We start from the raw sequence: 22,413 nt of genomic DNA, 5'->3' as shown, positions 1-22,413 counted from the left end.
CCCATGCGCTTGTCCGAACTCGTCGACGTCCAGCCGGGCGATTCCGCTGCCGTGGATGTGACCGGCTTTGCCATCGCTCACCGCAAGGTCGCCCCTGGCACGGTGTTCGGCGCCTTCCGCGGCTCGACCCGCAACGGCGAGGACTTTATTCCCGCGGCGATAGCGGCGGGCGCCGTGGCGGTGATCGCCCGGCCCGAGGCGCAGGTCGAGGGCGCGCTGCACATCGCCGATGCCGAGCCGCGCCAGCGCTTCGCCGCGCTCGCCGCCAAGTTCTTCGCGCCTTATCCCGAGACGGTGATCGCGGTGACCGGGACCAACGGCAAGACCTCGACGGTCGAGATGACCCGCCAGTTGTGGCGTATGGCCGGGCATCGTTCGGCTTCGGTCGGGACATTGGGCGTCACCACCGCCGACGAGCAGGTCAAGACCGGGCTGACCACGCCGGACATCGTTACCTTCCTCAGCAACATGTCGGGGCTGCGGACGATGGGCATCAGCCACGTCGCCTACGAGGCGTCGAGCCACGGCCTCGACCAGTATCGCAGCGAGGGGCTGACGGTCTCCGCCGCCGCGTTCACCAATTTCTCGCGTGATCATCTCGATTATCACGGCACGATGGACGCCTATTTCGAGGCCAAGATGCGATTGTTCGACGAGGTCGTCGACGGCAGCGGCACGGCGGTGGTGTGGACCGGCGATCCCAAAAGCGCCAAGGTCGCCGAGCGCGCGCGGCGCCGTGGGCTGAAAGTACTGACGGTCGGGCCGGGGGGCGAGACGATCGACCTCAAGCAACGCACCGCAAGCCCGCTCGGCCAGACCCTGGTGCTCGGCCACGGCGGCAAGGACTGGACGCTCAAGCTGCCGTTGATCGGCGCTTATCAGGCGGCGAACGTGCTGGCGGCAGCGGGGCTGGTGCTGGCGACCGGGGGCAACTGGAGCGACACGCTGCGCGGGCTTGGGCGCCTGTCGCCGGTGCGCGGGCGGCTGGAGCGGGCGGTGATCACGCCAGCGGGAGCGCCGGTCTATGTCGATTACGCGCACACGCCTGACGCGCTGGAAGCGGCGATCGCAGCGCTTCGTCCGCATGTCGAGGGCCGGCTGATCACCCTGTTCGGGGCGGGCGGCGACCGCGATGCGGGCAAGCGGCCAGAGATGGGGCGGGTGGCAGCGCAAGGCAGCGACCTCGTCATCGTCACCGACGACAATCCGCGCACCGAAGACCCCGCCGCGATCCGCCGCGCGGTGCTGGCCGGAGCGCCGGGCGCGCGGGAGATCGGCGGGCGCCGCGAAGCCATCGCCGCCGCCATTGCCGAGGCGAAGGACGGCGATATCGTACTGCTGGCGGGCAAGGGGCATGAAACGGTGCAGGTGATCGGCGAGCGGGTGATGCCCTTCGACGATGCCGAGGTGGCGCGGGAGTGCGCGGCATGAGCGGGCCGCTGTGGACGTCCGCCGAGATCGAGGCGGCAACCGGCGGCACCGCCACTGCGCCGTTCGAGGTGACCGGCGTCACCTTCGACAGCCGCGAGGTTGAGCCGGGTTTCCTGTTTGTCGCCATGCCGGGCACTGTTGCCGACGGGCATGACTTTGTCGCGCGTGCGTTCGAAAAGGGTGCGGTGGCCGCGCTGGTCAGCCGGCCGGTCGAGGGCGTTCACGTGCTGGTCGACGACGTGCCAGCGGCGCTTGAAGCGCTTGCCGTCGCCAGCCGCGCGCGGATGACCGGCAAGGTCTTCGGCGTGACCGGCTCGGTCGGCAAGACCAGCACCAAGGAAGCGCTTGCCGCCGCCCTTGCTCGCCGCCATCCGGGCAAGGTCCACCACTCGGTCAAGAGCTACAACAACCATACCGGTGTGCCGCTCAGCCTTGCCCGCATGCCGCGCGACAGTGTTTATGGCGTGTTCGAGATGGGGATGAACAATCGGGGCGAGATCGCCGCGCTGACCCGGCTGGTGCGGCCGCATGTCGCCCTAGTCACCGCCATCGCTCCCGCGCACATCGAGAATCTCGGCAGCATGGAAGCGATCGCCGACGCCAAGGGCGAGATCTTCGAAGGGCTGGAGCCCGACGGCACCGCGATCATCCCCAACGATACGCCGTATCGCGACCGCCTGCTCAAGGCCGCGCGGCGCCATGCCGAAACCAGCGTCACCTTCGGATCGGGCGATGCGGACGTCACCGCGCTGCACGCGGTGCGCGGCGACAAGGGCGGAAGCCTGGTCACCGCCCGGCTGCAAAGCGCCGATCTCACCTTCACCATCGCCCAGCCGGGCGAGCATTGGGTGGGCAACAGCCTGGCGGTGCTGGCGGCAGTGGACGCGGCGGGGGCCGATCTGGCCGCGGCCGGCCTGGCGCTGGGCGACATGGGCGGTCTTAAAGGTCGCGGCGAGCGGCACCTGGTCAAGGTCGGCGGCGGCACCGCGCTGCTGATCGACGAAAGCTACAATGCCAACCCGGCCAGCATGGCGGCGACGCTCAAGACCCTTGGGGCCGAGCGGGTCGACGGGCGGCGGCTGGCGGTGCTCGGCACCATGCTGGAGCTCGGGACCCACAGCGACGAAGCGCATGCGGGCCTTGCGCCGGCGGTGCTCGACGCGGGGCTGGCCGAACTTATCCTGGTCGGCGATGCGACGCGGCCCCTGGCGCAAGCGCTGGGCGGCAAGCTGCCGGTGACGCTGGTCGCCAATGCCGCCGAGGCTGCCGACGCGCTCCTTGCACGGCTCGCCCCGGGCGACGCCGTGCTGGTCAAGGCATCCAACGGTATCGGCCTTGCGTCGGTGGTCGAGCGAGTGGCAGGGGGCGCCGCATCATGTTCTACCTGATCGCGGAATATCTGGGTTTTCCCGGACTGCTCAATCTTGTCCGATACATCAGTTTCCGCGCCGGCGCGGCGACCGCGACGGCGCTGGCGATCGGGCTGATCATCGGCCCGTGGTTCATCAACATGCTGCGCGTGCGGCAAGGCAAGGGCCAGCCGATCCGCGCCGACGGCCCGCAAACCCACCTCGCCAAGCGCGGCACGCCGACCATGGGCGGCCTGCTGATCCTCGTTTCGGTCACCATCTCGTGCCTGCTGTGGATGGACCTGCTCAGCCCCTATGTCTGGGCCTGCCTGCTAGTCACCGCCGGGTTCGGCGCGATCGGGTTTCTCGACGATTACGACAAGGTCAAGAAAGCGCATCACGCCGGCATTCCGGGCAAGGTGCGGCTGGGCCTCGAATTCCTGATCGCCGGCTTCGCGACCTGGATGATGGTTCGCGTGACGGGGACCAACCTCTACATTCCCTTCGTCCAAGGGCCGGTGATGGACCTTGGCTGGTTCTACGTCATCTTCGGCGCGTTCGTGATCGTCGCCTTCGGCAATGCGGTGAACCTGACCGACGGGCTCGACGGGCTCGCGACCATGCCGGTGGTGATCGCGGCGCTCGCCTTCACGCTGATCGTCTATCTGGTCGGCGACGCCCGCTTTGCGCCTTATCTCGGCATTCCGCATGTGAAGGGCGTCGGTGACCTCACCGTCCTGCTGCTGGCGATCGTCGGCGGATGCCTAGCCTTCCTGTGGTTCAATGCGCCCCCCGCGGCGGTATTTATGGGCGATACCGGAAGCCTTGCTCTGGGCGGCGCGCTCGGCGCGGTCGCGGTGGCGGCGCACCATGAATTCGTGCTGGCGATCATCGGCGGGCTGTTCGTGGTCGAAGCGATGAGCGTCATCATCCAGGTCGCGGTCTACAAGCGCACCGGACGGCGGGTGTTCCTGATGGCGCCGATCCACCATCATTTCGAGCACAAGGGCTGGAGCGAGCCGACGGTGGTGATCCGCTTCTGGATCATCGCCTTCGTGCTGGCGCTGGCCGGCCTCAGCACGCTGAAGCTGCGGTGATCACGGCCGAGGCCTGGAGCAACAAGAAATACGCCGTCTACGGGCTCGCCCGCTCCGGCCTCGCCACTGTGCGCGCTTTGGTCGCGAGCGGGGCGGAGGTGACGGCGTGGGACCGCAGCGAGGAGGCGCGGGCCAAGGCCGAAGGCGCTACGCTGCTCGACTTAGACACCGCCGACCTGTCGCGGTTCGACAGCCTGGTCGTCTCGCCCGGCGTGCCGCTCAACACCCACCCCATCGCCGCCAGGGCGCGCCAAGCGGGGGTGGAGATCATCGGCGACATCGAACTCTTCGCCCGCGCCCGGTCCGAGCTTCCGACGCACAAGGTGGTCGGGATCACCGGCACCAACGGCAAGAGCACGACGACCGCGCTGGTCCACCACATCCTTGCAACCGCCGGCGTGCCGACCACCATGGGCGGCAACATCGGGTTGCCGATCTTGGCGCAGGACCCGCTTCCCGAAGGCGGCGTCTATGTGCTGGAGCTGTCCAGCTACCAGATCGACCTGACCCAGAGCCTCGACTGTGATGTTGCGGTCATCCTGAATATTACGCCGGATCATCTCGATCGGTACGAGAGCTTCGATGCCTATGCCGAGTCGAAGTTGCGATTATTTGGAATGTCGACCGGAATTACTGAGCGGACTGATCGATGGGTCGTTAATAATGCCGATTATCCCGCGTTGAAGGGAATTCACAACGGGCAGAATGTTGGCGCTGCGTCCTTCATCTGCGGCGCGCTGAACCTCACCTACGACGACATAGTTGAGCCAGCACTCCGCACCTTTCCGGGCCTGCCGCATCGCATGGAGCGCGTGCGCGAACTTAACGGCACGCTCTTCGTCAACGACAGCAAGGCGACCAACGCCGAGGCCGCGGCGCCCGCGCTCGCCGCTTACCCGCGTATTCGCTGGATCGTCGGCGGGCAGGCCAAGACCGAGGAACTGGGCGACACCGCCAATCACCTCGATCATGTCGTGCGCGCCTACACTATCGGCGAGGCCGGGCCGCTGTTCGCGCGGCTGCTGCGGGAGCGCGGGGTGGATGTGATCGAGTCGGAAACGCTAGAAAATGCGGTGAAATCTTGCGCGAGGGATTCACAGCCGGGCGAGACCGTTCTACTCTCCCCGGCCTGCGCCTCGTTCGACCAGTTTCGGGACTTCGAGGCGCGTGGGGAGGCCTTCAGGGCCTTGGTGGGGGCATTATGAACGGCGTTCTGGCGAAAGCCTTTCCGATCGACACGTCCAATCGCTACGGCCGCGCCGACCGCTCGGCGGTGGGCCGCTGGTTCTGGGAGATCGACCGCGTCCTCCTCGTGCTGGTCGCCGTCCTGATCGCGATCGGGCTGGTCGCGGTCGCCGCTGCCTCGCCCGCCGCCGCGCAGCGCTATTCGGGCGGCAACGTCACCTTCGCGCCGCTCTATTATTTCTACCGCCAGCTGGTCTGGCTGGCGCTGTCGATCCCGGTGATGATCGTCATTTCGATGATGCCGCGCGAGCGGCTGCGCCAATGGTGCCTGATCGGCTGCGCGGGCTGCATTCTGGCGATGTTCGCGGTGCCGGTGATCGGGCCGGAGATCAATGGGGCGAGACGCTGGATCGGTTTTGGCTTCGCGCAGGTGCAGCCGTCGGAATTCCTGAAACCCTTCTTCATCGTCACCCTGGCCTGGATCCTCAGCCTCAAGGAAAAGGATCGCGGGCTGCCCGTCATGATCATCTCGGGCGGGCTAACCGGCTTGGTCGCGGTGCTGCTCATGATCCAGCCCGACTTCGGCTCGACCATCATCTTCGGCACGGTGTGGATCGTGATGATCGCGCTGGCCGGCGCCAACGTCCGGGCGCTCGGGCTGATGGCGGTCGGGGGGCTGGTCGGGATCGTGCTCGCTTATTTCTTCTACGACGTGGCGCAGGTCCGGATCGACGGCTTCCTGTTCGGCGAAGGCGATAATTTCCAGGTCGAAAAAGCGATGCGCACGCTGACCGCGGGCGGGTTGCTCGGCATGGGGCCGGGCGGGGGTACCCGCAAGTTCGGCCTGCCCGAACCGCATACCGATTACATCTTCTCGGTCATCGGCGAGGAATTCGGGCTGATCGCCTGCATGGCGATCGCGGTGATCTATTGCGCGATCGTGGTGCGGGTGCTGGTGAAACTGCTCGACGAGGATGAGCCCTTCGCCGTACTCGCCGCCGCGGGGCTTGCCTGCCAGTTCGGGCTGCAGGCGCTGATCAACATGGCGGTGAACGTCCAGCTCGCCCCGTCCAAGGGCATGACCCTGCCGTTCATTTCCTATGGCGGGTCGTCGATGCTGGCGCTGTCGATCGGGATGGGCCTGTTGCTCGCCTTCACCCGCGCCAATCCGTTTCTCAAGCGATCGCCCTATGTGGTGAAGTGGAGCGATGGGCGCTAAGCGGAACGCATGAACTTCGTCCTCGCGGCCGGCGGAACCGGCGGGCACATGATTCCAGCGCATGCGCTCGCCGCCGAACTCAAGGCACGCGGGCACGGCGTGCTGCTGATCACCGACGCGCGCGGCTATCGCATCCCCGGCCTGTTCAAAGGGGTCGAGGTGCAGGTCATTCCCGCTGGGCGGCTGAGCAAGACGCCGTGGGGCATGCTCAAGGCCCTTCGCTCGGTCATGGAAGGACGCCGCGCGGCCAAGGAGCTTTACCGCGAACACTGCCCCGACGCGGTGATCGGTTTCGGCGGCTATCCCGCGTTTCCCGCCTTGCTGGCGGCATCGTCGCTCAAGATCCCGACCGTGCTGCACGAACAGAATGCAGTGCTCGGCCGGGTCAACCGCCTGCTGGCGAACGATGCGGCGGCGATCGCCACGGCCTATGAAAAGGTCGATCGGCTGAAACCCGGCCACGCCATCAAGACCAACCTCGTCGGCAATCCGGTCCGTGCCAGCATCGTCCGGCTGGGCGAATTGCCGTTTCCCGCCTTCGACGACTATGCGCCCCTGAAGCTGCTGGTCACCGGCGGCAGCCAGGGCGCGACGGTGCTGGGGGAAGTGGTGCCCGCGGGCCTAGGCGAGCTGGGCGATACGCTGCGCCACCGCTTGCAGGTGGTCCAGCAGTGCCGCCCCGACGATATCGAACGGGTGCGCGACACCTACCGCGAGCTCGGCATTCCGGCCGAGCTGTCGACCTACTTGAACGATATGGATTCCAAGCTTGGTGAGTGCCATCTGATGATCGGGCGGGCCGGGGCCTCGACCATTGCCGAGCTGACCGCGGCCGGGCGCCCGTCGATCCTCGTGCCCTTACCGATCGCGACCGACGACCACCAGACCGCCAATGCGCGCGAGCTGGCGCGGGCGGGCGGGGCGCGGATGATCCCGCAGCCGCAGTTCACGCCCCACACGCTCGCCAGGCAGATCGAAGCGCTGGCCGAGGATCCCGACGCCTTGTCCAACGCCGCCGCCCGCGCCTTGTCGGTCGGCCGCCCGCACGCCGCGCGCGATCTTGCTGATCTGGTCGAGCGGATCGGGCAGGGCGACCGCCCGGCTTTGATCGGCCGCGCGAACAAGAAACCTACCGGCGCCGCTCCGGCGCTGGCCCCGGCGGGAGCGGCGGCATGAAGGCGGTCGGCACCGACATCGGCACCATTCATTTCGTCGGCATCGGCGGGATCGGCATGTCCGGCATCGCCGAGGTAATGCATCACCTGGGCTACAAGGTGCAGGGGTCCGACGCGTCCGAAAGCTATGTCACCGAAGGGCTGCGCAAGGCCGGGATCCCGGTGATGATCGGGCAAAGCGCGGACAATCTCGGCGAAGCGGCGGTGGTGGTTACCTCCACCGCCATTCGCCCCGACAATCCGGAAGTGGAGGAGGCCGCCCGCCGCCGTTTGCCGCGCGTCCGCCGCGCCGAAATGCTGGCCGAGCTGATGCGGATGCAGAACACGGTCGCGGTGGCCGGCACCCACGGCAAGACCACCACCACCTCGATGGTCGCCGCCCTGCTCGACGCCGGGGGGCTCGATCCCACGGTCATCAACGGCGGGATCATCAACGCCTATGGCTCCAACGCCCGGCTCGGCAACGGCGAATGGATGGTGGTCGAGGCCGACGAAAGCGACGGCAGCTTCCTCAGGCTCGACGGGACCATCGCGGTGGTCACCAACATCGATCCCGAGCATCTCGATCATTACGGTAGCTTCGACGCCGCCAAGGACGCGTTCGTCGAGTTCATCGAGAACGTTCCATTCTATGGTCTCGCGGTTCTGTGCATCGACCATCCCGAGGTCGCCAACCTCTTGAGCCGGATCAAGGACCGCCGGGTCGTCACCTACGGCTTCTCCGCCTCGGCTGACCTGCGCGCCGAGAACGTCAAGACCGAGGGCGGGGTGACCCGTTTCGACGCGCTGGTGCTCGAACGCTCGGGCGAGCGGCGGCGGATCGAGGGGATCACGCTGCCGATGCCGGGGCGCCACAATGTCCAGAACGCGCTGGCGGCGGTGGCGGTGGGGCTCGAACTCGGCCTCGGCGACGACAAGATCGCCGGCGGGTTCGAGCGGTTCGGCGGGGTCAAACGACGCTTTACCCGCGTCGGCGAGGTTGGCGGCACCGTCATCATCGACGATTACGCGCATCACCCGGTCGAAATCCGCGCCGTCCTGTCCGCCGCGCGCGATAGCACGGCGGGGCGGGTCATCGCCGTGGTCCAGCCGCACCGCTTCACTCGCTTGCGCGACCTGATGGAAGATTTCGCCAACGCCTTCAACGAGGCGGACACAGTGCTGGTCGCGCCCGTCTATGCCGCGGGCGAGGAGCCGATCGAAGGCGTCGACGCCGCCGCGCTGGCCGAAGGCATCCGTGCCCACGGGCATCGCATGGTGCACGCCGTCTCGGGACCGGAAGAACTGGCGCGATGCCTGCGCGATCTCGCGGCCGACGGCGATCTCGTGATCTGCATGGGAGCGGGCGACATTACCAAATGGGCCGCCGGGCTGGCCGACGCGGTGGCGTATGAACGCAGCCACAAGTCCGAACCGGCGCACGCATGAGCGAGACCAATCTCATTGGTCCTGAGCGTAGCGCGGAGCGCGAAGTCGAAGGGCCGGCGCGCCAAGGTGCTTCGACTTCTCTCAGCACAAACGAGATCAGGGGAAGAGTGACGCCGCAGGCCCCGCTTGCGCCGTTGGTGTGGTTCAAGTCGGGCGGCGCGGCGGAAACATTGTTCGAGCCCGCCGACGTCGCCGACCTTCAGGCGTTCCTGCGCGACCTCGATCCTGCGACGCCGGTGATGGCGCTCGGCCTCGGCTCCAATCTCATCGTCCGCGATGGAGGGGTGCCGGGCGTGGTGGTGCGGCTCGGCAAGCCCTTCGCCAAGGTGCGGCGGGTCGATGAGGTCACGCTGGAATGCGGCGGCGGGGCGTCGGGCATTCTCGTTTCTTCCTCGGCGCGCGATGCCGGGATCGGCGGGATCGAGTTCCTCCGCTCGATCCCAGGCACGGTCGGCGGGTTCGTGCGGATGAACGGCGGCGCTTATGGCCGCGAGGTGAAGGACATTCTGGTCGAGGCTGAGGTCGTGCTCCGCTCGGGCGAGCGCGTCACGCTATCGCCTGCCGACCTTGCCTATACCTATCGTCATTCCGAGCTTCCCGACGGCGCCATCGTCGTCTCGGCGACCTTTCGCGGGGAACCTGCCGAGCAGGCCGCCATCCAGGCTGAAATGGACCGCATCGCCGCCAGCCGCGAAGCGAGCCAACCGCTGCGCAGCAAGACCGGCGGATCGACCTTCAAGAACCCGCTGCCGAACAAGGCGTGGGAAGTGATCGACGCCGCCGGCTGCCGCGGCCTGACGATTGGCGGCGCACAGGTCAGCGAGAAACATTGCAACTTCCTCCTCAACCTCGGTACCGCGAGCAGCGCGGACATCGAAGCGCTTGGCGAGGAAGTTCGGCGCCGGGTCCGTCAGCACAGCGGCACCGAGTTAGAGTGGGAAATACAGCGCGTGGGAGTGAGCGAGCGTGAATAAGGACCTGCATGTCGTCGTCCTGATGGGCGGCTGGTCCTCCGAGCGCGAGGTGTCGCTGATGAGCGGCAAGGGCGTCGCCAACGCACTCCGCGAACGCGGCTGGTCCAACGTCACCGAAGTCGACATGGACCGCAACGTCGCCGCGCGGCTGACCGAGCTGAAGCCCGACGTCGTGTTCAATGCGCTCCATGGCCATCCGGGCGAGGACGGCACGGTCCAGGGCATGCTCGACCTGATGCAGATCCCCTACACCCACAGCGGGCTTAGCACCTCGGCCATCGCGATCGACAAGGAGCTGACAAAGCTGCTGCTGGTCCCCGCCGGGGTACGGATGCCCGTGGGCACGATGGTCCGGTCCGAGACGCTGTACGAGCGCGATCCGATCCCCCGGCCTTACGTGCTGAAGCCGGTCAACGAGGGCTCCTCGGTCGGCGTCGCGATCATTCATGAGGGCGGCAATCACGGCTCACCTATCGGGCGCGGCACGCCGGGGCCGTGGAACGACTTCGATGAATTGCTCGCCGAGCCCTTCATCAGGGGCCGCGAGCTGACGGTCGCGGTGCTGGGTGACGAGGCGCTATGCGTCACCGAACTCAAGCCCAAGGCCGATTTCTACGATTTCGCCGCCAAATATACCGACGGCCTGACCGAGCATGTCTGCCCCGCCGACGTGCCTGCCGAGATCGCGCAGGCGATGCTCGACATGGCGCTCGACGCCCACCGCGCATTGGGCTGCAAGGGCGCGAGCCGGTCGGACTTCCGCTGGGACGACGAGCAGGGCGAGGCGGGGCTGTACTTGCTTGAGGTCAATACCCAGCCGGGCATGACGCCGCTCAGCCTCGTGCCCGAGCAGGCCAAGCAGCGCGGCATATCCTATGGCGAGCTGGTCGAACGGATTATCGCCGAGGCGCTTCAGTGAACGCACAGACCATCCGGCGCCCTGCCGCCAGCAAGGGCCGCGGCGGTGCCAAGCCCCGCGCCCGCAAGGCGCCGGTCAAGGCCGCGCCCTCGCCGTGGCCCGAGGGCAGCGGCAAGCTTGCCCGCTATGCCTTTATCGCATTGGTCGCGGTGATGGCGATCGTCGCGCTGATCGCGCTCGACCTGCCGGGCAAGGCGCTTCGCGCCACCGGCGCCGCCACCGGCGAAGCGGGGTTCAAGGTCGCGAGCTACCAGATCGTCGGGATCAAGAATCTCGACCGCCGCAAGGTCGATGCCGTGGTCACCGACGAGCTTCGCCGCGCGGCGGAGGAAGCGCCGATCGGGACCGACGAGCCGGCGCAGGCGCTGGTCGACCTCGACCGCATTCGCGACAGCCTGCTTCAGTTCGGCTGGGTAAAGGACGCCCGCGTGTCGCGCCGCCTGCCCGACGGGCTGGTCATCGACCTCATCGAGCGCACCCCCACCGCGGTGTGGCAGCATCAGGGCCGCCTCAACCTCATCGACGGCGAGGGCGTGGTGCTCGATGCCGTGCCGGTCGACCGGATGCCCGAGTTGACGCTGCTGATCGGCCCCGACGCCAACCGCCATGCCATGGCGCTCAGCAAGCTGCTCGACAGCGTGCCCACCCTCAAACCCCAGATCGCCTCGGCGACCTGGATCGGGGGGCGGCGCTGGGATTTGAGCTTCTCCACCGGTGAGATCGTGTCGCTTCCCGAAACCGACGCCGCGGCGACTAAGGCGCTGAAGCGCTTCGCCAAGATGGATCGCTCGGTCGGCCTGCTCGGGCGCGACATGATCCGCTTCGACCTTCGCGTGCCCGGCAAGATGATCGTCCGGGTGCCGCCCGGCGCCACCCCGCCGCCCGCCGGCACGGTGGAGAATGCGAACTGATGGCCAAGCATGATGCGCCGCTGTTGATCGGCGCCCTCGACATCGGGTCGTCCAAGGTTTCCGCGCTCGTCTGCACGCTGGACGAGGAAGGCCGCCCGCGCGTGCTCGGCACCGGCCAGCGCCAGAGCCGGGGGGTGAAGCGCGGCTTCATCACCGACATGGAAGCGACCGAAGTCGCCGTCCGCGAAGCGGTCGAACAAGCCGAGCGGATGAGCCAGCAGAACATCGAGGACGTGTGGGCGAGCTATGGCGCCGGCGGCCTCAGCAGCGGCCTTGCTACCGTCGAGGTCGAGATCGGCGGCCATCAGATCGAGCCGAGCGATGTCGATGCGCTGCTCGAAAGCGGTCGCGGCGCGGTGGATCGGCCGGGACAGGTCGTGCTTCACGCGACGCCCGCGCTTTATACCATCGACGACGTTCACGGCGTCCGTTCGCCGGTCGGGATGCACGCCAGCCGGCTCGGCGTCGATATTCATGTCATTGCCGCCGATGAAGCCCCCTTGCGCAACGTCGACCTGACTATCCGCCAGGCGCATTTGGGCGTCCGCGCCATCGTCGCCTCGCCGGTCGCCGCCGCGCTTGCCTGCCTCAGCAACGAAGAACGCGATCTGGGCGTCGCCCTGGTCGAGCTTGGTGCCGAGGTCACCAACGTGTCGCTGCATGCCGGCGGGATGCTGGTTGCGCTGCGGTCGATCCCGCTGGGCGCCAAGGACATCACCGACGACATCGCCGCCGCCTTTGGCGTCCGCCGCCGCGATGCCGAGCGGATCAAATGCTTCCACGGCTCGGCCATGACGAGCCCCCGCGACAATCACGAGGTGGTCGAAGCGCTGCCGATCGGGTCGGAAGACGGGACCGAGCCGCTGCGGATCAGCCGGGCGCAGTTGATGACCGTGATCCGCCAGCGGGTCGAGCGAATCACCGCCGAGATCGACGAAGCGCTAAAGGACATGGGCTTCGTGAAGCCGGTCGGCGGGCAGGTCGTGCTGACCGGCGGCGGCGCGGAGCTCAAGAATATCGCCGATTACATGCAGGGCGTGCTCGGCCGCGCGGTCCGGGTCGGCCGGCCGCGCGCGATCACGGGCCTTCCCGACGCGCACAGCGGACCCGCCTTCAGCAGCCTGGTCGGCCTCGCCATCCTCACCACCCAGTCGCGCAGCGACGATCTGGTCTTCCCGCGTGCGCGCGCCGAGCGGGCGGGCGGCGGTTTGCTGGCGCGCATGGTGTCGATCATGCGCGGCAACAAGGCGTGATCGTCCCACGGCGGGACGATTGAGTCCGTCCGGACACGCTTCGCCCGAAAATCGGCACAAGAGTTAACATTTCCGCTTGTGCCGCAGGAAGCGGTGAATCATAGATTCACGCTTATAAGTTCAACGCGTTGACGAGCGGGGGTCCATTCCACATGAGCATCGATTTTGTCCGGCCAGCGGTCGACGAGCTGAAGCCCCGCATCACCGTGATCGGTGTCGGCGGAGCGGGCGGCAACGCCATTGCCAATATGATCAACGCCGACGTCCAGGGCGTCGATTTCGCGGTCGCCAATACCGACGCGCAGGCGCTGAATGCCTCGTCGGCGGATCGCCGGATCCAGCTTGGCCACAAGATCACCCAGGGTCTCGGCGCCGGCGCGCGTCCGGAAATCGGCCGGGCCGCCGCTGAAGAAGCGATGGAAGAGATCGAGCGGGCGCTGGAAGGCGCGCACATGTGCTTCATCGCCGCCGGCATGGGCGGCGGCACCGGCACCGGTGCGGCCCCGGTCATGGCCAAGGCCGCGCGCGACAAGGGCATCCTCACCGTCGGCGTGGTGACCAAGCCGTTCGCATTCGAAGGCAGCCGGCGCACCCGCGCCGCCGAAGCCGGCATCGCCGAGCTGCAGCAGCACGTCGACACATTGATCGTCATTCCGAACCAGAACCTGTTCCGCCTCGCCAATTCGGACACGACCTTCAAGGAAGCGTTCCAGATGGCCGACGAGGTCCTCCAGCAGGGCGTTCGCGGGATTACCGACCTGATGGTCATGCCGGGCCTCATCAACCTCGACTTCGCCGACGTCCGCTCGGTGATGGGCGAGATGGGCAAGGCGATGATGGGCACCGGCGAAGCGTCGGGCGACAACCGCGCGATCGAGGCCGCCGAAAAGGCGATCTCCAACCCGCTTCTCGACGGCGTCAGCATGAAGGGCGCCAAGGGCGTCATCATCTCGATCACCGGCGGCGAGGACATGCGCCTGATGGAAGTCGACGAGGCCGCCAGCCACATCAAGGAACTGGTCGACCCCGACGCCAACATCATCTGGGGCTCGGCCTTCAACAACGACCTCGACGGCAAGATCCGCGTGTCGGTCGTCGCCACCGGCATCGAAGCCGAGGAAGCCACCAAGGCCACCCCGAGCACCAGCGGCCAGACCGCCGGCACCAAAGTGTTCACCTTCCCGGCCCGTTCGACCACCGCGACGGCGACCCCGGCTCCGACGGCCACCACCACGTCGGCGCCGACCGCGGCCGCGCCGGCGCCGCTCGATCTCGGTGACGAGACCGGCAGCGACGAATTGCTGCTCGACAGCGAGGATATCCTGACCAGCCCGGTCGGCACCCCGCCGATCGCGCCGCCCAAGGACGAGGAAACCCCTGCGCCCAAGCGCGAGGCCGGCACCCTGTTCGAACGGATGAGCAGCATGGCCCGCGCCGGCGGCAAGATCGAGGACGAGCCCACGCCGAGCCTCCGCCGCGAACCGCTCGACATCCCGCGCTTCCTGAACCGCCAGGGCAACCAGTAAGACCATTGTCGTCCCGGCGGAGGCCGGGACCTCGGGAGATGGAGCGCTACGCCCGCCTGAGGTCCCGGCCTTCGCCGGGACGACGCGCGTCTGGGTCTGTCATGTCTCCGTTCGTCCGCTCAGGCCCACGCCTCGTCGTGAGGGCGGCTAGCCGTCAGCCTGCGCTCAGCTAGACCGGCACACGGGATGGGGATGACTAGATTTTCTGTTGCGCTGGCGGCGGCGGTGCTGCTGCCGGCAGGCGCGAGCGCGCAATATATCGGCGGACGCCCGCCCGAGCCGCCGCCCGCGCCGGTCGCGGGCGCCAACGAGACGCCTGAAGCGGCGCTGGCCCGCAATATTCGCCTGATCGCGATCAATCCGCGCAATTACGACGCGCAGCTGGCGGCCGGGCGCGCCGCGCTGCGGCTCGGCGATCCGCAGGCGGCGATCGGCTTTTTCGGGCGGGCCGAGGAGATCAATGCCAATCATTGGGCGCCCAAGGCGGGGCAGGGCTCGGCGATGGCGCAGATGGGCGAAGCGCAGGCCGCGCTCGGGCTGTTCGAACAGGCCCAGGCGCTGGGCGCGACCCAGACGCTGATCGCGCTCGACCGTGGGCTGGCGTTCGACCTGCTCGGCATGCAGCCGCAGGCGCAGAACGATTATCGCGCGGTGATCGCCGGGCCCGATCAGGCCGAGGCGCGCCGGCGTCTGGCGCTCAGCCTCGCCATTTCGGGCCGGAAGGCGGAAGCGCTGGCGGCGCTCGATCCGCTTCTGGCGCAGCGCGATGCCGGTGCCCGCCGCGCCCGCGCCTTCATTCTCGCGCTCGGCGGCGATGTCGACGGGGCGAGGGCGGCGATCGCCCTGATGCTGCCGGGCACCAGCAGCGGTTTCGACCCGTTCCTGCGCCGCCTGCCGACCCTTAATCCGGGGCAGAAGGCCGCCGCGGTGCATCTTGGCATCATGCCGGCCGAAGGCGCGGCGCTGGCGGCGCTGCAGGCGACCGAGCCGGCACCCGCTCCCGCGCCTGCCCCCGTCGCGCCGGTCCGCACCGCCCGCGCCCGCACGGTCGTCGCCAAGCCGGCTCCGGAACCGCTGAAGGTCGTCGAGGCGACGCCGGCTGCCGCCACGTCCGACGGCGACCGCCTCGCCTCGATCGAGACCACGCTGACAAGGCTGCCCCCGCCGCCCCCCGCGCCCAAGCCGATCGTCGAACGCACCCCCGCGCGGCGCACCACGACGCCGGCTCCCGAATTCTCCCTCGCCAGCCGTCCGGCGAGTGACGAGCCGGCCAAGAAGCCGGCCACCAAGGCCGCCGCCAAGCCCGCCCCGACCAAGCTCGCCGCCAAGGACAGCAAGGCGGTCAAGGCCGCCGAGGACGCCGCCAAGACCAAGAACGGCAAGACCGTGACCAAGGCCGAGGACACCAAGACGCCGGCCAAGGCCACCGCTTCTGCCTCGCGCATCTACGTTCAGCTTGCGGGCGGCGCCAATGCCGACCAGATGAACCGCGAATATGACCGCATCCGCAAGGCCAAGCCGGCCTTGTTCAAGGCCCGCACGCCGATGGTCTCGGCGGTCAAGGGCTGGTCGCGCCTGGTCGTCGGCCCCTTCAAGGACAGCGATGCCGCGCAGGACTTCGTCAACGACCTGCACGGCGCCAAGTTGTCGGGCTTCGTCTGGAACGCGCCCGCCGGCCTTAAGCTCGACAAGCTCACCACCAAGTGACCTTGCCGAGCGGGATCGCCGCACGCCCGGCCGAAAGTCGTGGGCGGCTTCATTCCGAGCCCGACAGCGGCCCGCGAGGACCCCGCGACGCCTTTCAGCGCGATCGCGACCGGATCGTCCATTCGATCGCCTTTCGCCGCCTGCGCCACAAGACGCAGGTGTTCGTCGCGCCCGACGGCGACCATTACCGCGTCCGCCTGACCCACAGTCTCGAAGTCGCGCAGATCGGCCGCACCATCGCCCGCGCGCTCGGCCTCAACGAGGATCTGACCGAAGCGCTGTGCCTCGCCCACGACCTCGGCCATCCGCCCTTCGGCCATGCCGGCGAGGATGCGCTGGACGAGGCGCTCGGCTTTGCCGGCGGGTTCGATCACAACGGCCACACGCTGCGCCTGCTGTGCGAGCTCGAAACGCCCTATCCCGATTTCGACGGCCTCAACCTCACCTTCGAGACGCTGGAGGGCCTCGCCAAGCACAACGGTCCGGTGGCGGTGCCGAAATGGGCGCTGGCGGAGATGGCGGAGCAGATTGGCCTCGATCTTGCCAGCCACGCCAGCCTCGAAGCGCAGGTGGCGGCGATCGCCGACGACATCGCCTACGACAATCACGACATCGACGACGGCCTGCGCGCGGGGGTGCTTCCGCTCGACGCCTTGCTCGAACTGCCGCTGGTCGCGCGGCACTGGGACGCGATCGGCAAGCGCTGGCCCGACCTCTCGCTCGACCGCAAGATCAAGGCGCTGGTGCGCGACCAGATCGGGACAATGGTCGGCGACTTGCTGGCCGAAACCCGGCGGCGTGTGGCGGAGACAGGGGTCGAGACACTTGCCGACGTGCGTGCCGCCGGGCGGCCGCTGGCGGGCTTCTCCGACGCGCTCGCCACCGAGGAACGCGCGCTCAAGAAGTGCCTCTACGCCAACCTCTACAATGCGCCCGCGCTGCAGCCGGTCCGGGTCGAAGCCCAGCGCGTCGTCGGCAATCTTGCCGCCGCCTATCTCGCCGACCCGCGCCTGCTGCCCGACGCCTGGCATCGTGGCGACGATGCCGATCCGGTCACGGTAGCGCGGAACGTCGGCGATTATCTTGCCGGGATGACCGATCCCTTCGCCATCAGCCGCCACGAAGCGCTGATCGGCCCGGTCGAATTGCCGGAGAAATTCTGAAGCATTGACGTCGCGCTGGTGACCGCGCCACCATGCTGTCCTTCATAAAAAGAGGAGAGCCGCTTCGTGAATCTCGACCAACACGCGCCCAAGGGGCTCGCCTTGCTGCGGATCATGAGCGGCCTTCTGTTTCTGGCTCACGGCACGCAGAAACTGCTGTCTTTTCCGGGCGGTGAGCGGGCCGGCAGCGGCCTCGCATTCGACAATCCGGGCGCCTTCGCCGGAGTGATCGAGCTGATCTGCGGTGTGCTGATCACCCTTGGCCTGTTCACCCGGCCGGCGGCGTTCCTCGCCTCCGGAACCATGGCCGCCGCTTATTTCATCGCCCACGCGCCGCAGAATTTCTTTCCGGTCAACAACGGCGGCGACGCGGCGATCCTGTACTGCTTCGTCTTCCTGTATCTGGCGATCGCCGGGCCCGGCGCATGGAGCGTCGACGCAAGTCGCCGGCGCGCATGAAACTCGCGCTGATCGGCGCGACCGGACTGATCGGCCGCCAATTGTGGCCGCTGCTGGAGCGGCAGCACGACCTGCTGGTGCTCGGGCGCCGACCGAGCGGTGCGGCGCGGGAAAAGCTCGGCAGCATGGACCGATGGCTCGCGCTGCTTGCCGGCGAGACGCTCGACGTCGCGCTGTCGACACTTGGGAGCACCCGCAAGGCGGCGGGAAGTTGGGCCGCGTTCGAAGCGGTCGACCGGCACGCGGTGCTGGCCTTCGCCAGGGCGGCGCGCGACCGCGGTGCGCGGCATTTTCTGCTGGTGTCTTCGTCGGGTGCCGACGCGGGCAGCCGCAACGCTTATCTGCGGCTCAAGGGTAAGGTGGAGAGCGCGATTGCAGCGCTTGGTTTCGAGCGGGTGGATATTCTGCGGCCGGGCCTGCTGATGGGAGCACGGAGCGAGAAACGGACTGCCGAAGCCCTCGGCCAGGTAATCGCGCCGGTCCTCCGCCTCGTCCTGCGCGGCCCGCTCGATCGTTATGCGCCGATCGATGCCGGCTTATTGGCGAAAGCGATGGCGGAACTGGCCGAGCGCAACGAGCCGGGCGTTTTCCGTCACCACAATCGCGAGATACGCGCTCTCACGCGGCAATAGGAAGAAGCGGGATCCCGGGTCGAGCCCGGGATGACGAAGGTTCTGCACTTCCGTCACCCCGGACCTGATCCGGGGTCCCTCTTCTTCGCTTATCTTACTTAGCCGAAGGTGCGCGACCACCAGCCCTTGCGGGCGGGCTGCGCCGGGGCGTCTTCAGCCGGTGCGGCGTCGGCAACCGGCGCGGGTTCGGCGCTTGTCGCTTCAGGCGCGGGCTCGGGCGTCGGCTCGGGCGCGGTTTCGGCCGGAGCTTCGACCTTCTTGGCGCGCGAGCGGCGCTTGGGCTTGGGCTTCTCTTCGGCGGCGGGCGCTTCCTCGGCCGGCGCTTCGACCGTCGGAGCGGTGTCGGCGGCCTCGGCGACGACCGCATCGGCCTTGCGGGCACGCGGGCGGCGACGGGCCTTGGGCTTCTCTTCGGCGACCGGTTCGGCCTCAGGCTCGGGCTGCGGTTCGGGCGCGGCTTCCACCGTCACCGGCGCGGCATCCTCGCTCGGCACCGGCTCGACCATCGGGGCCTCACCGGGCTCGGGGGCGAGGTTCTCGTCGCCATTCTCGGTGCTGCCGTCCTGACGCTCGCCTTCCTCGCGATCACGCCCACGACCACCCCGGCGGCGGCCACCACGGCGACCGCGACGCTTGCGGCCTTCCTCGCCGCCATTGTCGTGCTCGCCCTCGGGCGCTTCGCCAGCCTCGGCTTCGACCGGCTGCTGCTCGGCCTCCTCCTCGTCGTGACCCTCGGCCCGCTCGACTTCGCCACCTTCCTCGCCATCGCGGCGGCGGTTGCGGCCACCCCGGCGGCGACGACGGCGACGACGGCCGCCTTCACCTTCCTCGTCACGCGAACCGCGCTCGCCGTGGCTCTCGCGTTCCTCGATCTCGTCTTCGGCGAACTCTTCGGCGAGTTCTTCCTCGTCGATCTCGGGTTCGTCATCGACATAGGTCGGAAGCGGCGCGGCCTGGCGAACCGGCGCGACTGGGCGCGGCCCGCTGCTTTCCACCGCCATGCGGGCGCCTTCGAAGCTGTGATCGACCAGCACTTCGACCGAGACGCCGTAGCGCGCCTCGATATCGGCCAGTTCGGCGCGCTTCTTGTTCAGGACATAGATGGCGGCTTCCGCACCGGCGCGCAGGCACACCCGGTCGCCGCGGCCACGGGCCGCTTCGTCCTCGATCATCCTGAGCGCGCTGAGGCCCGCTGACGAAGCGGTGCGCATCAGCCCGGTGCCGTCGCAATGCGGGCACGCCTTGGTGGAGGCTTCGAGCACGCCGGTGCGCAGGCGCTGGCGGCTCATTTCCATCAGGCCGAAGCTCGAGATGCGCCCGACCTGGATGCGGGCGCGATCGTTCTTGAGCGCTTCCTTCATCGCCTTCTCGACCTTCCGGACATGGTTGTTCTGTTCCATGTCGATGAAGTCGATGACGACGAGGCCGGCCATGTCGCGCAGGCGCAGCTGGCGGGCGATTTCCTGTGTCGCTTCCATGTTGGTCGCGAACGCGGTCTGCTCGATATTATGCTCGCGGGTCGACCTCCCTGAGTTGATGTCGATCGACACCAACGCCTCGGTCGGATTGATGACGATATAACCGCCGCTCTTAAGCTGGACGAGCGGTTGATACATGGCGCCGAGCTGGTCCTCGACGCCGTAGCGCTGGAACAGGGGCGTCGCCTCGCTGTGCGGTTGCACTTTCTTGACGTGGCTCGGCATCAGCAGCTTCATGTAGCTGCGCGCCGCGCGGTAGCCGTCCTCGCCCTCGACCAGCACATCGTCGATGTCGCGGTGATACAGGTCGCGGATCGCCCGCTTCACCAGGTCGCTGTCGCGATAGATCAGGGCCGGGGCGGAGGAGGACAGCGTGTTCTCGCGCACCTCGTCCCACAGCCGGGCGAGATAATCGAAGTCGCGCTTGATCTCGACCTTGGTCCGCTCGAGCCCCGCGGTCCGGACGATCAGGCCCATCGTGCCGGGAAGCTTCAGGTCGGCGATGATCGACTTCAGCCGCTTGCGGTCCGAGCCGTTGGAAATCTTCCGGCTGATGCCACCGCCATGCGACGTGTTGGGCATCAGCACGCAATAACGGCCGGCGAGGCTGAGGTACGTCGTCAGCGCCGCGCCCTTGTTGCCGCGCTCTTCCTTTACGACCTGGACCAGCAGCACCTGGCGGCGCTGAATGACGTCCTGAATCTTGTAGCGGCGGCGCAGGTTCAGGCGCTTGCGGCGGACCTCGTCGGCAGCCTCGTCCTTGCGATTGCGGCGGCCGTCAAGCGGCGCGCGCTCGCCATCCTCGGGATCGCCCTGGTTGTCGTCGCCTTCTTCGCCCTCGGGCTCCTCGGGGCGATCGTCCTGACCGTCATCCTCGTGATGCGGGTCGAGCGGGCCGTCCTCGTCCTCGTCATGATCCTCGGCTTCGGCACGCAGCCGTTCTTCCTCGGCGGCATGTTCGGCTTCTTCGCGCAGCAGGGCTTCGCGATCGGACTTGGGGATTTGATAATAATCGGGATGGATTTCGCTGAAGGCGAGGAAGCCGTGGCGGTTTCCGCCGTAATCGATGAACGCCGCCTGGAGCGAGGGTTCAACCCGCGTCACCTTGGCAAGATAGATATTACCTTTGAGCTGCTTGTGCTCGGCGGATTCGAAGTCAAACTCCTCGATCCGGTTCCCCTGGACGACGGCGACCCGGGTCTCTTCCGGGTGGCGCGCGTCGATCAGCATGCGCGTGGTCATTGAATAGTCTCCGGGCGCGCGCCCTGAACAGGGTCAGTCTGCGCGCGCGTGTTGCGGCCATCGCCGGCGCAATTGGGCCGGCGGGAATGGCGATCAAAAGGGGTGCATCTGCTGCCGCAAGCTCTCCGGCGGTCGCCGGCAAACGCGCGTCGCTGCCGGGTTCGGCACGATCAACTAGCGCGTTCTTGAACTTCATGGATCAGCATCAACCTGTACGGTGCCGGGAAGAGCGCCCTGTCATCGTTCCCCCAGCCATCGTCCGGTTTCCCGGCCTTGCAAGAGCCGGTTCGGACGGCGTGTCGTAGCAGCCTCCTTGCCGCGGAGCAACGCCGCGCTAGGGTCGCGCCGATGCGCCGCTTTACCCTACCCGTTGTTCTGCTTCTGCTGGCCCTCGCCGCGGTGCTGGTGCTGGCCGTCGCCTGGGCGCGGCAGGGCGCGGCAGGCAGCGACGAGCTCGGGTTCGCGGTGGCCGGCGAAGCGCGCGAAGGCGGGCTCAGCCTTGCGTTGGCGCCAGCGGTCGCAGACGTCGCCATCACTGAAGCGCGGACCCCCGGCCGTCCCCTGGTGGTGATCGATCCCGGCCACGGCGGCAAGGATGGCGGGGCGCCGGGGGCCAGCGGGCAGGCACGCGAGAAAGATGTTACCCTGCTCATCGCGCGCGAGCTTCGCGCGGAACTGGCACGGCGCGGCCGGGTGCGTGTCGCTCTGACCCGCGATGGTGACGTCTATCTCACGCTCGACCAGCGCGCCGCCATCGCCCGCAGGCTGGGGGCCGCGCTGTTTGTCGCCGTCCACGCCGACAGCGCGCCCAATCCGAGCGCGCGCGGCGCCACGGCTTATTCACTGTCCGAGGTCGCCAGCGATGCCGACGCGGCGCTGCTCGCCGAGCGGCAGAACGGGGAGGGCGCGGTCGCAAGCGCGCCCGATGCGTCGGTGCGCGCGCTTTTGTCCGACCTTGCCACTCGCGACGAAATGGACGCCAGCGCCGATTTCGCGCTGCGCATCGTTCGCGAAGGACGCGGTACCGTTCTGCTCCGCCCCGAGCCGCACCGTTTCGCAAGCTTTCGCGTGCTTCGTCGATCGGGCGCACCGGCGGTGCTGTTCGAGGCGGGCTACATGAGCAACCCGCAGGACGAGGCGACCCTGCTCAATCCCGTGAAGCGCGGCCAGATCGTGACCGCGCTTGCGCGGGCAATCGAAGCGCAGGCTGCGGTGGGCCGCTGACGGAACCGCTTTCCCCCGCCTTCCCAAGCGGGTAGAGCCGC

General features: G+C 68.1%; 18 protein-coding genes. 17 read left to right on the top strand and 1 reads right to left on the bottom strand.

Annotated elements, in window-relative coordinates; all coding sequences use genetic code 11:
- The first annotated feature begins 3 nt into the window (after window positions 1-3).
- The 16 genes from V6R86_RS00725 (at window position 4) to V6R86_RS00650 (ending at window position 18,428) form a co-directional block, all read left to right on the top strand.
- The gene (locus V6R86_RS00725) at window positions 4-1,431 is read left to right on the top strand and encodes a UDP-N-acetylmuramoyl-L-alanyl-D-glutamate--2,6-diaminopimelate ligase (protein ID WP_338501183.1); all 1,428 of its coding nucleotides are present in this window, start codon (window positions 4-6) and stop codon (window positions 1,429-1,431) included.
- Window positions 1,428-2,819 (top strand): UDP-N-acetylmuramoyl-tripeptide--D-alanyl-D-alanine ligase, encoded by a 1,392-nt coding sequence (locus V6R86_RS00720; protein WP_338501182.1) that lies wholly within the window; start codon window positions 1,428-1,430, stop codon window positions 2,817-2,819. Before V6R86_RS00725 ends, V6R86_RS00720 begins: the two co-directional genes overlap by 4 nt.
- Window positions 2,807-3,877 carry a phospho-N-acetylmuramoyl-pentapeptide-transferase gene (mraY, locus tag V6R86_RS00715; protein WP_338501181.1) on the top strand — a complete coding sequence of 357 codons (1,071 nt, stop codon included), beginning with the start codon at window positions 2,807-2,809 and terminating at the stop codon, window positions 3,875-3,877. The genes V6R86_RS00720 and mraY overlap by 13 nt, the downstream gene beginning before the upstream one ends.
- Window positions 3,874-5,082, top strand: a complete 1,209-nt coding sequence (locus tag V6R86_RS00710) for a UDP-N-acetylmuramoyl-L-alanine--D-glutamate ligase (RefSeq protein WP_338501180.1) — start codon at window positions 3,874-3,876, stop codon at window positions 5,080-5,082. Before mraY ends, V6R86_RS00710 begins: the two co-directional genes overlap by 4 nt.
- Window positions 5,079-6,281 carry a putative peptidoglycan glycosyltransferase FtsW gene (locus tag V6R86_RS00705; RefSeq protein WP_338501179.1) on the top strand — a complete coding sequence of 401 codons (1,203 nt, stop codon included), beginning with the start codon at window positions 5,079-5,081 and terminating at the stop codon, window positions 6,279-6,281. Before V6R86_RS00710 ends, V6R86_RS00705 begins: the two co-directional genes overlap by 4 nt.
- 9 nt (window positions 6,282-6,290) lie before the next feature.
- Window positions 6,291-7,457, top strand: a complete 1,167-nt coding sequence (murG, locus tag V6R86_RS00700; RefSeq protein ID WP_338501178.1) for an undecaprenyldiphospho-muramoylpentapeptide beta-N-acetylglucosaminyltransferase — start codon at window positions 6,291-6,293, stop codon at window positions 7,455-7,457.
- Complete coding sequence (gene murC, locus V6R86_RS00695; protein ID WP_338501177.1) at window positions 7,454-8,884, top strand: UDP-N-acetylmuramate--L-alanine ligase; 1,431 nt, start codon at window positions 7,454-7,456, stop codon at window positions 8,882-8,884. The genes murG and murC overlap by 4 nt, the downstream gene beginning before the upstream one ends.
- The gene (gene murB / locus V6R86_RS00690) at window positions 8,881-9,858 is read left to right on the top strand and encodes a UDP-N-acetylmuramate dehydrogenase (protein WP_338501176.1); all 978 of its coding nucleotides are present in this window, start codon (window positions 8,881-8,883) and stop codon (window positions 9,856-9,858) included. Before murC ends, murB begins: the two co-directional genes overlap by 4 nt.
- Window positions 9,851-10,777 carry a D-alanine--D-alanine ligase gene (locus V6R86_RS00685; RefSeq protein WP_338501175.1) on the top strand — a complete coding sequence of 309 codons (927 nt, stop codon included), beginning with the start codon at window positions 9,851-9,853 and terminating at the stop codon, window positions 10,775-10,777. The genes murB and V6R86_RS00685 overlap by 8 nt, the downstream gene beginning before the upstream one ends.
- Window positions 10,774-11,688 carry a cell division protein FtsQ/DivIB gene (locus V6R86_RS00680; RefSeq protein ID WP_338501174.1) on the top strand — a complete coding sequence of 305 codons (915 nt, stop codon included), beginning with the start codon at window positions 10,774-10,776 and terminating at the stop codon, window positions 11,686-11,688. The genes V6R86_RS00685 and V6R86_RS00680 overlap by 4 nt, the downstream gene beginning before the upstream one ends.
- Window positions 11,688-12,941 (top strand): cell division protein FtsA, encoded by a 1,254-nt coding sequence (gene ftsA / locus V6R86_RS00675; RefSeq protein WP_338501172.1) that lies wholly within the window; start codon window positions 11,688-11,690, stop codon window positions 12,939-12,941. Before V6R86_RS00680 ends, ftsA begins: the two co-directional genes overlap by 1 nt.
- A 152-nt stretch (window positions 12,942-13,093) precedes the next feature.
- Window positions 13,094-14,467: a cell division protein FtsZ gene (gene ftsZ / locus V6R86_RS00670; RefSeq protein WP_338501170.1), complete on the top strand. Its 1,374-nt coding sequence runs from the start codon at window positions 13,094-13,096 to the stop codon at window positions 14,465-14,467.
- Between the two features lie 192 nt (window positions 14,468-14,659).
- Window positions 14,660-16,174 carry an SPOR domain-containing protein gene (locus V6R86_RS00665; RefSeq protein ID WP_338501169.1) on the top strand — a complete coding sequence of 505 codons (1,515 nt, stop codon included), beginning with the start codon at window positions 14,660-14,662 and terminating at the stop codon, window positions 16,172-16,174.
- A complete protein-coding gene (locus V6R86_RS00660) occupies window positions 16,171-17,337 on the top strand; it encodes a deoxyguanosinetriphosphate triphosphohydrolase (RefSeq protein WP_338501168.1) in 1,167 nt (388 codons plus the stop codon). Before V6R86_RS00665 ends, V6R86_RS00660 begins: the two co-directional genes overlap by 4 nt.
- A gap of 66 nt (window positions 17,338-17,403) precedes the next feature.
- Entirely contained in the window at window positions 17,404-17,796 is a 393-nt protein-coding gene (locus V6R86_RS00655) for a DoxX family protein (protein ID WP_338501167.1), read from the top strand.
- Window positions 17,793-18,428 carry an NAD-dependent epimerase/dehydratase family protein gene (locus V6R86_RS00650; protein ID WP_338501166.1) on the top strand — a complete coding sequence of 212 codons (636 nt, stop codon included), beginning with the start codon at window positions 17,793-17,795 and terminating at the stop codon, window positions 18,426-18,428. The genes V6R86_RS00655 and V6R86_RS00650 overlap by 4 nt, the downstream gene beginning before the upstream one ends.
- A gap of 98 nt (window positions 18,429-18,526) precedes the next feature.
- Here V6R86_RS00650 and V6R86_RS00645 read toward each other — a convergent pair whose 3' ends face one another.
- On the bottom strand, window positions 18,527-21,148 hold the full coding sequence (locus tag V6R86_RS00645; protein WP_338501165.1) for a ribonuclease E/G: 2,622 nt from the start codon (window positions 21,146-21,148) through the stop codon (window positions 18,527-18,529).
- A 348-nt stretch (window positions 21,149-21,496) separates the two neighbouring features.
- On the opposite strand from V6R86_RS00645, the gene V6R86_RS00640 reads away from it, so the two are divergent.
- The gene (locus V6R86_RS00640) at window positions 21,497-22,372 is read left to right on the top strand and encodes an N-acetylmuramoyl-L-alanine amidase (RefSeq protein WP_338501164.1); all 876 of its coding nucleotides are present in this window, start codon (window positions 21,497-21,499) and stop codon (window positions 22,370-22,372) included.
- Window positions 22,373-22,413: the final 41 nt, after the last annotated feature.

Source organism: Sphingomonas kaistensis (assembly GCF_036884275.1).
Classification (GTDB): Bacteria; Pseudomonadota; Alphaproteobacteria; order Sphingomonadales; family Sphingomonadaceae; genus Sphingomicrobium; species Sphingomicrobium kaistense_A.
Note: the sequence above shows the minus strand (reverse complement) of the source record. Positions and strands in the feature narration are given on the sequence as shown.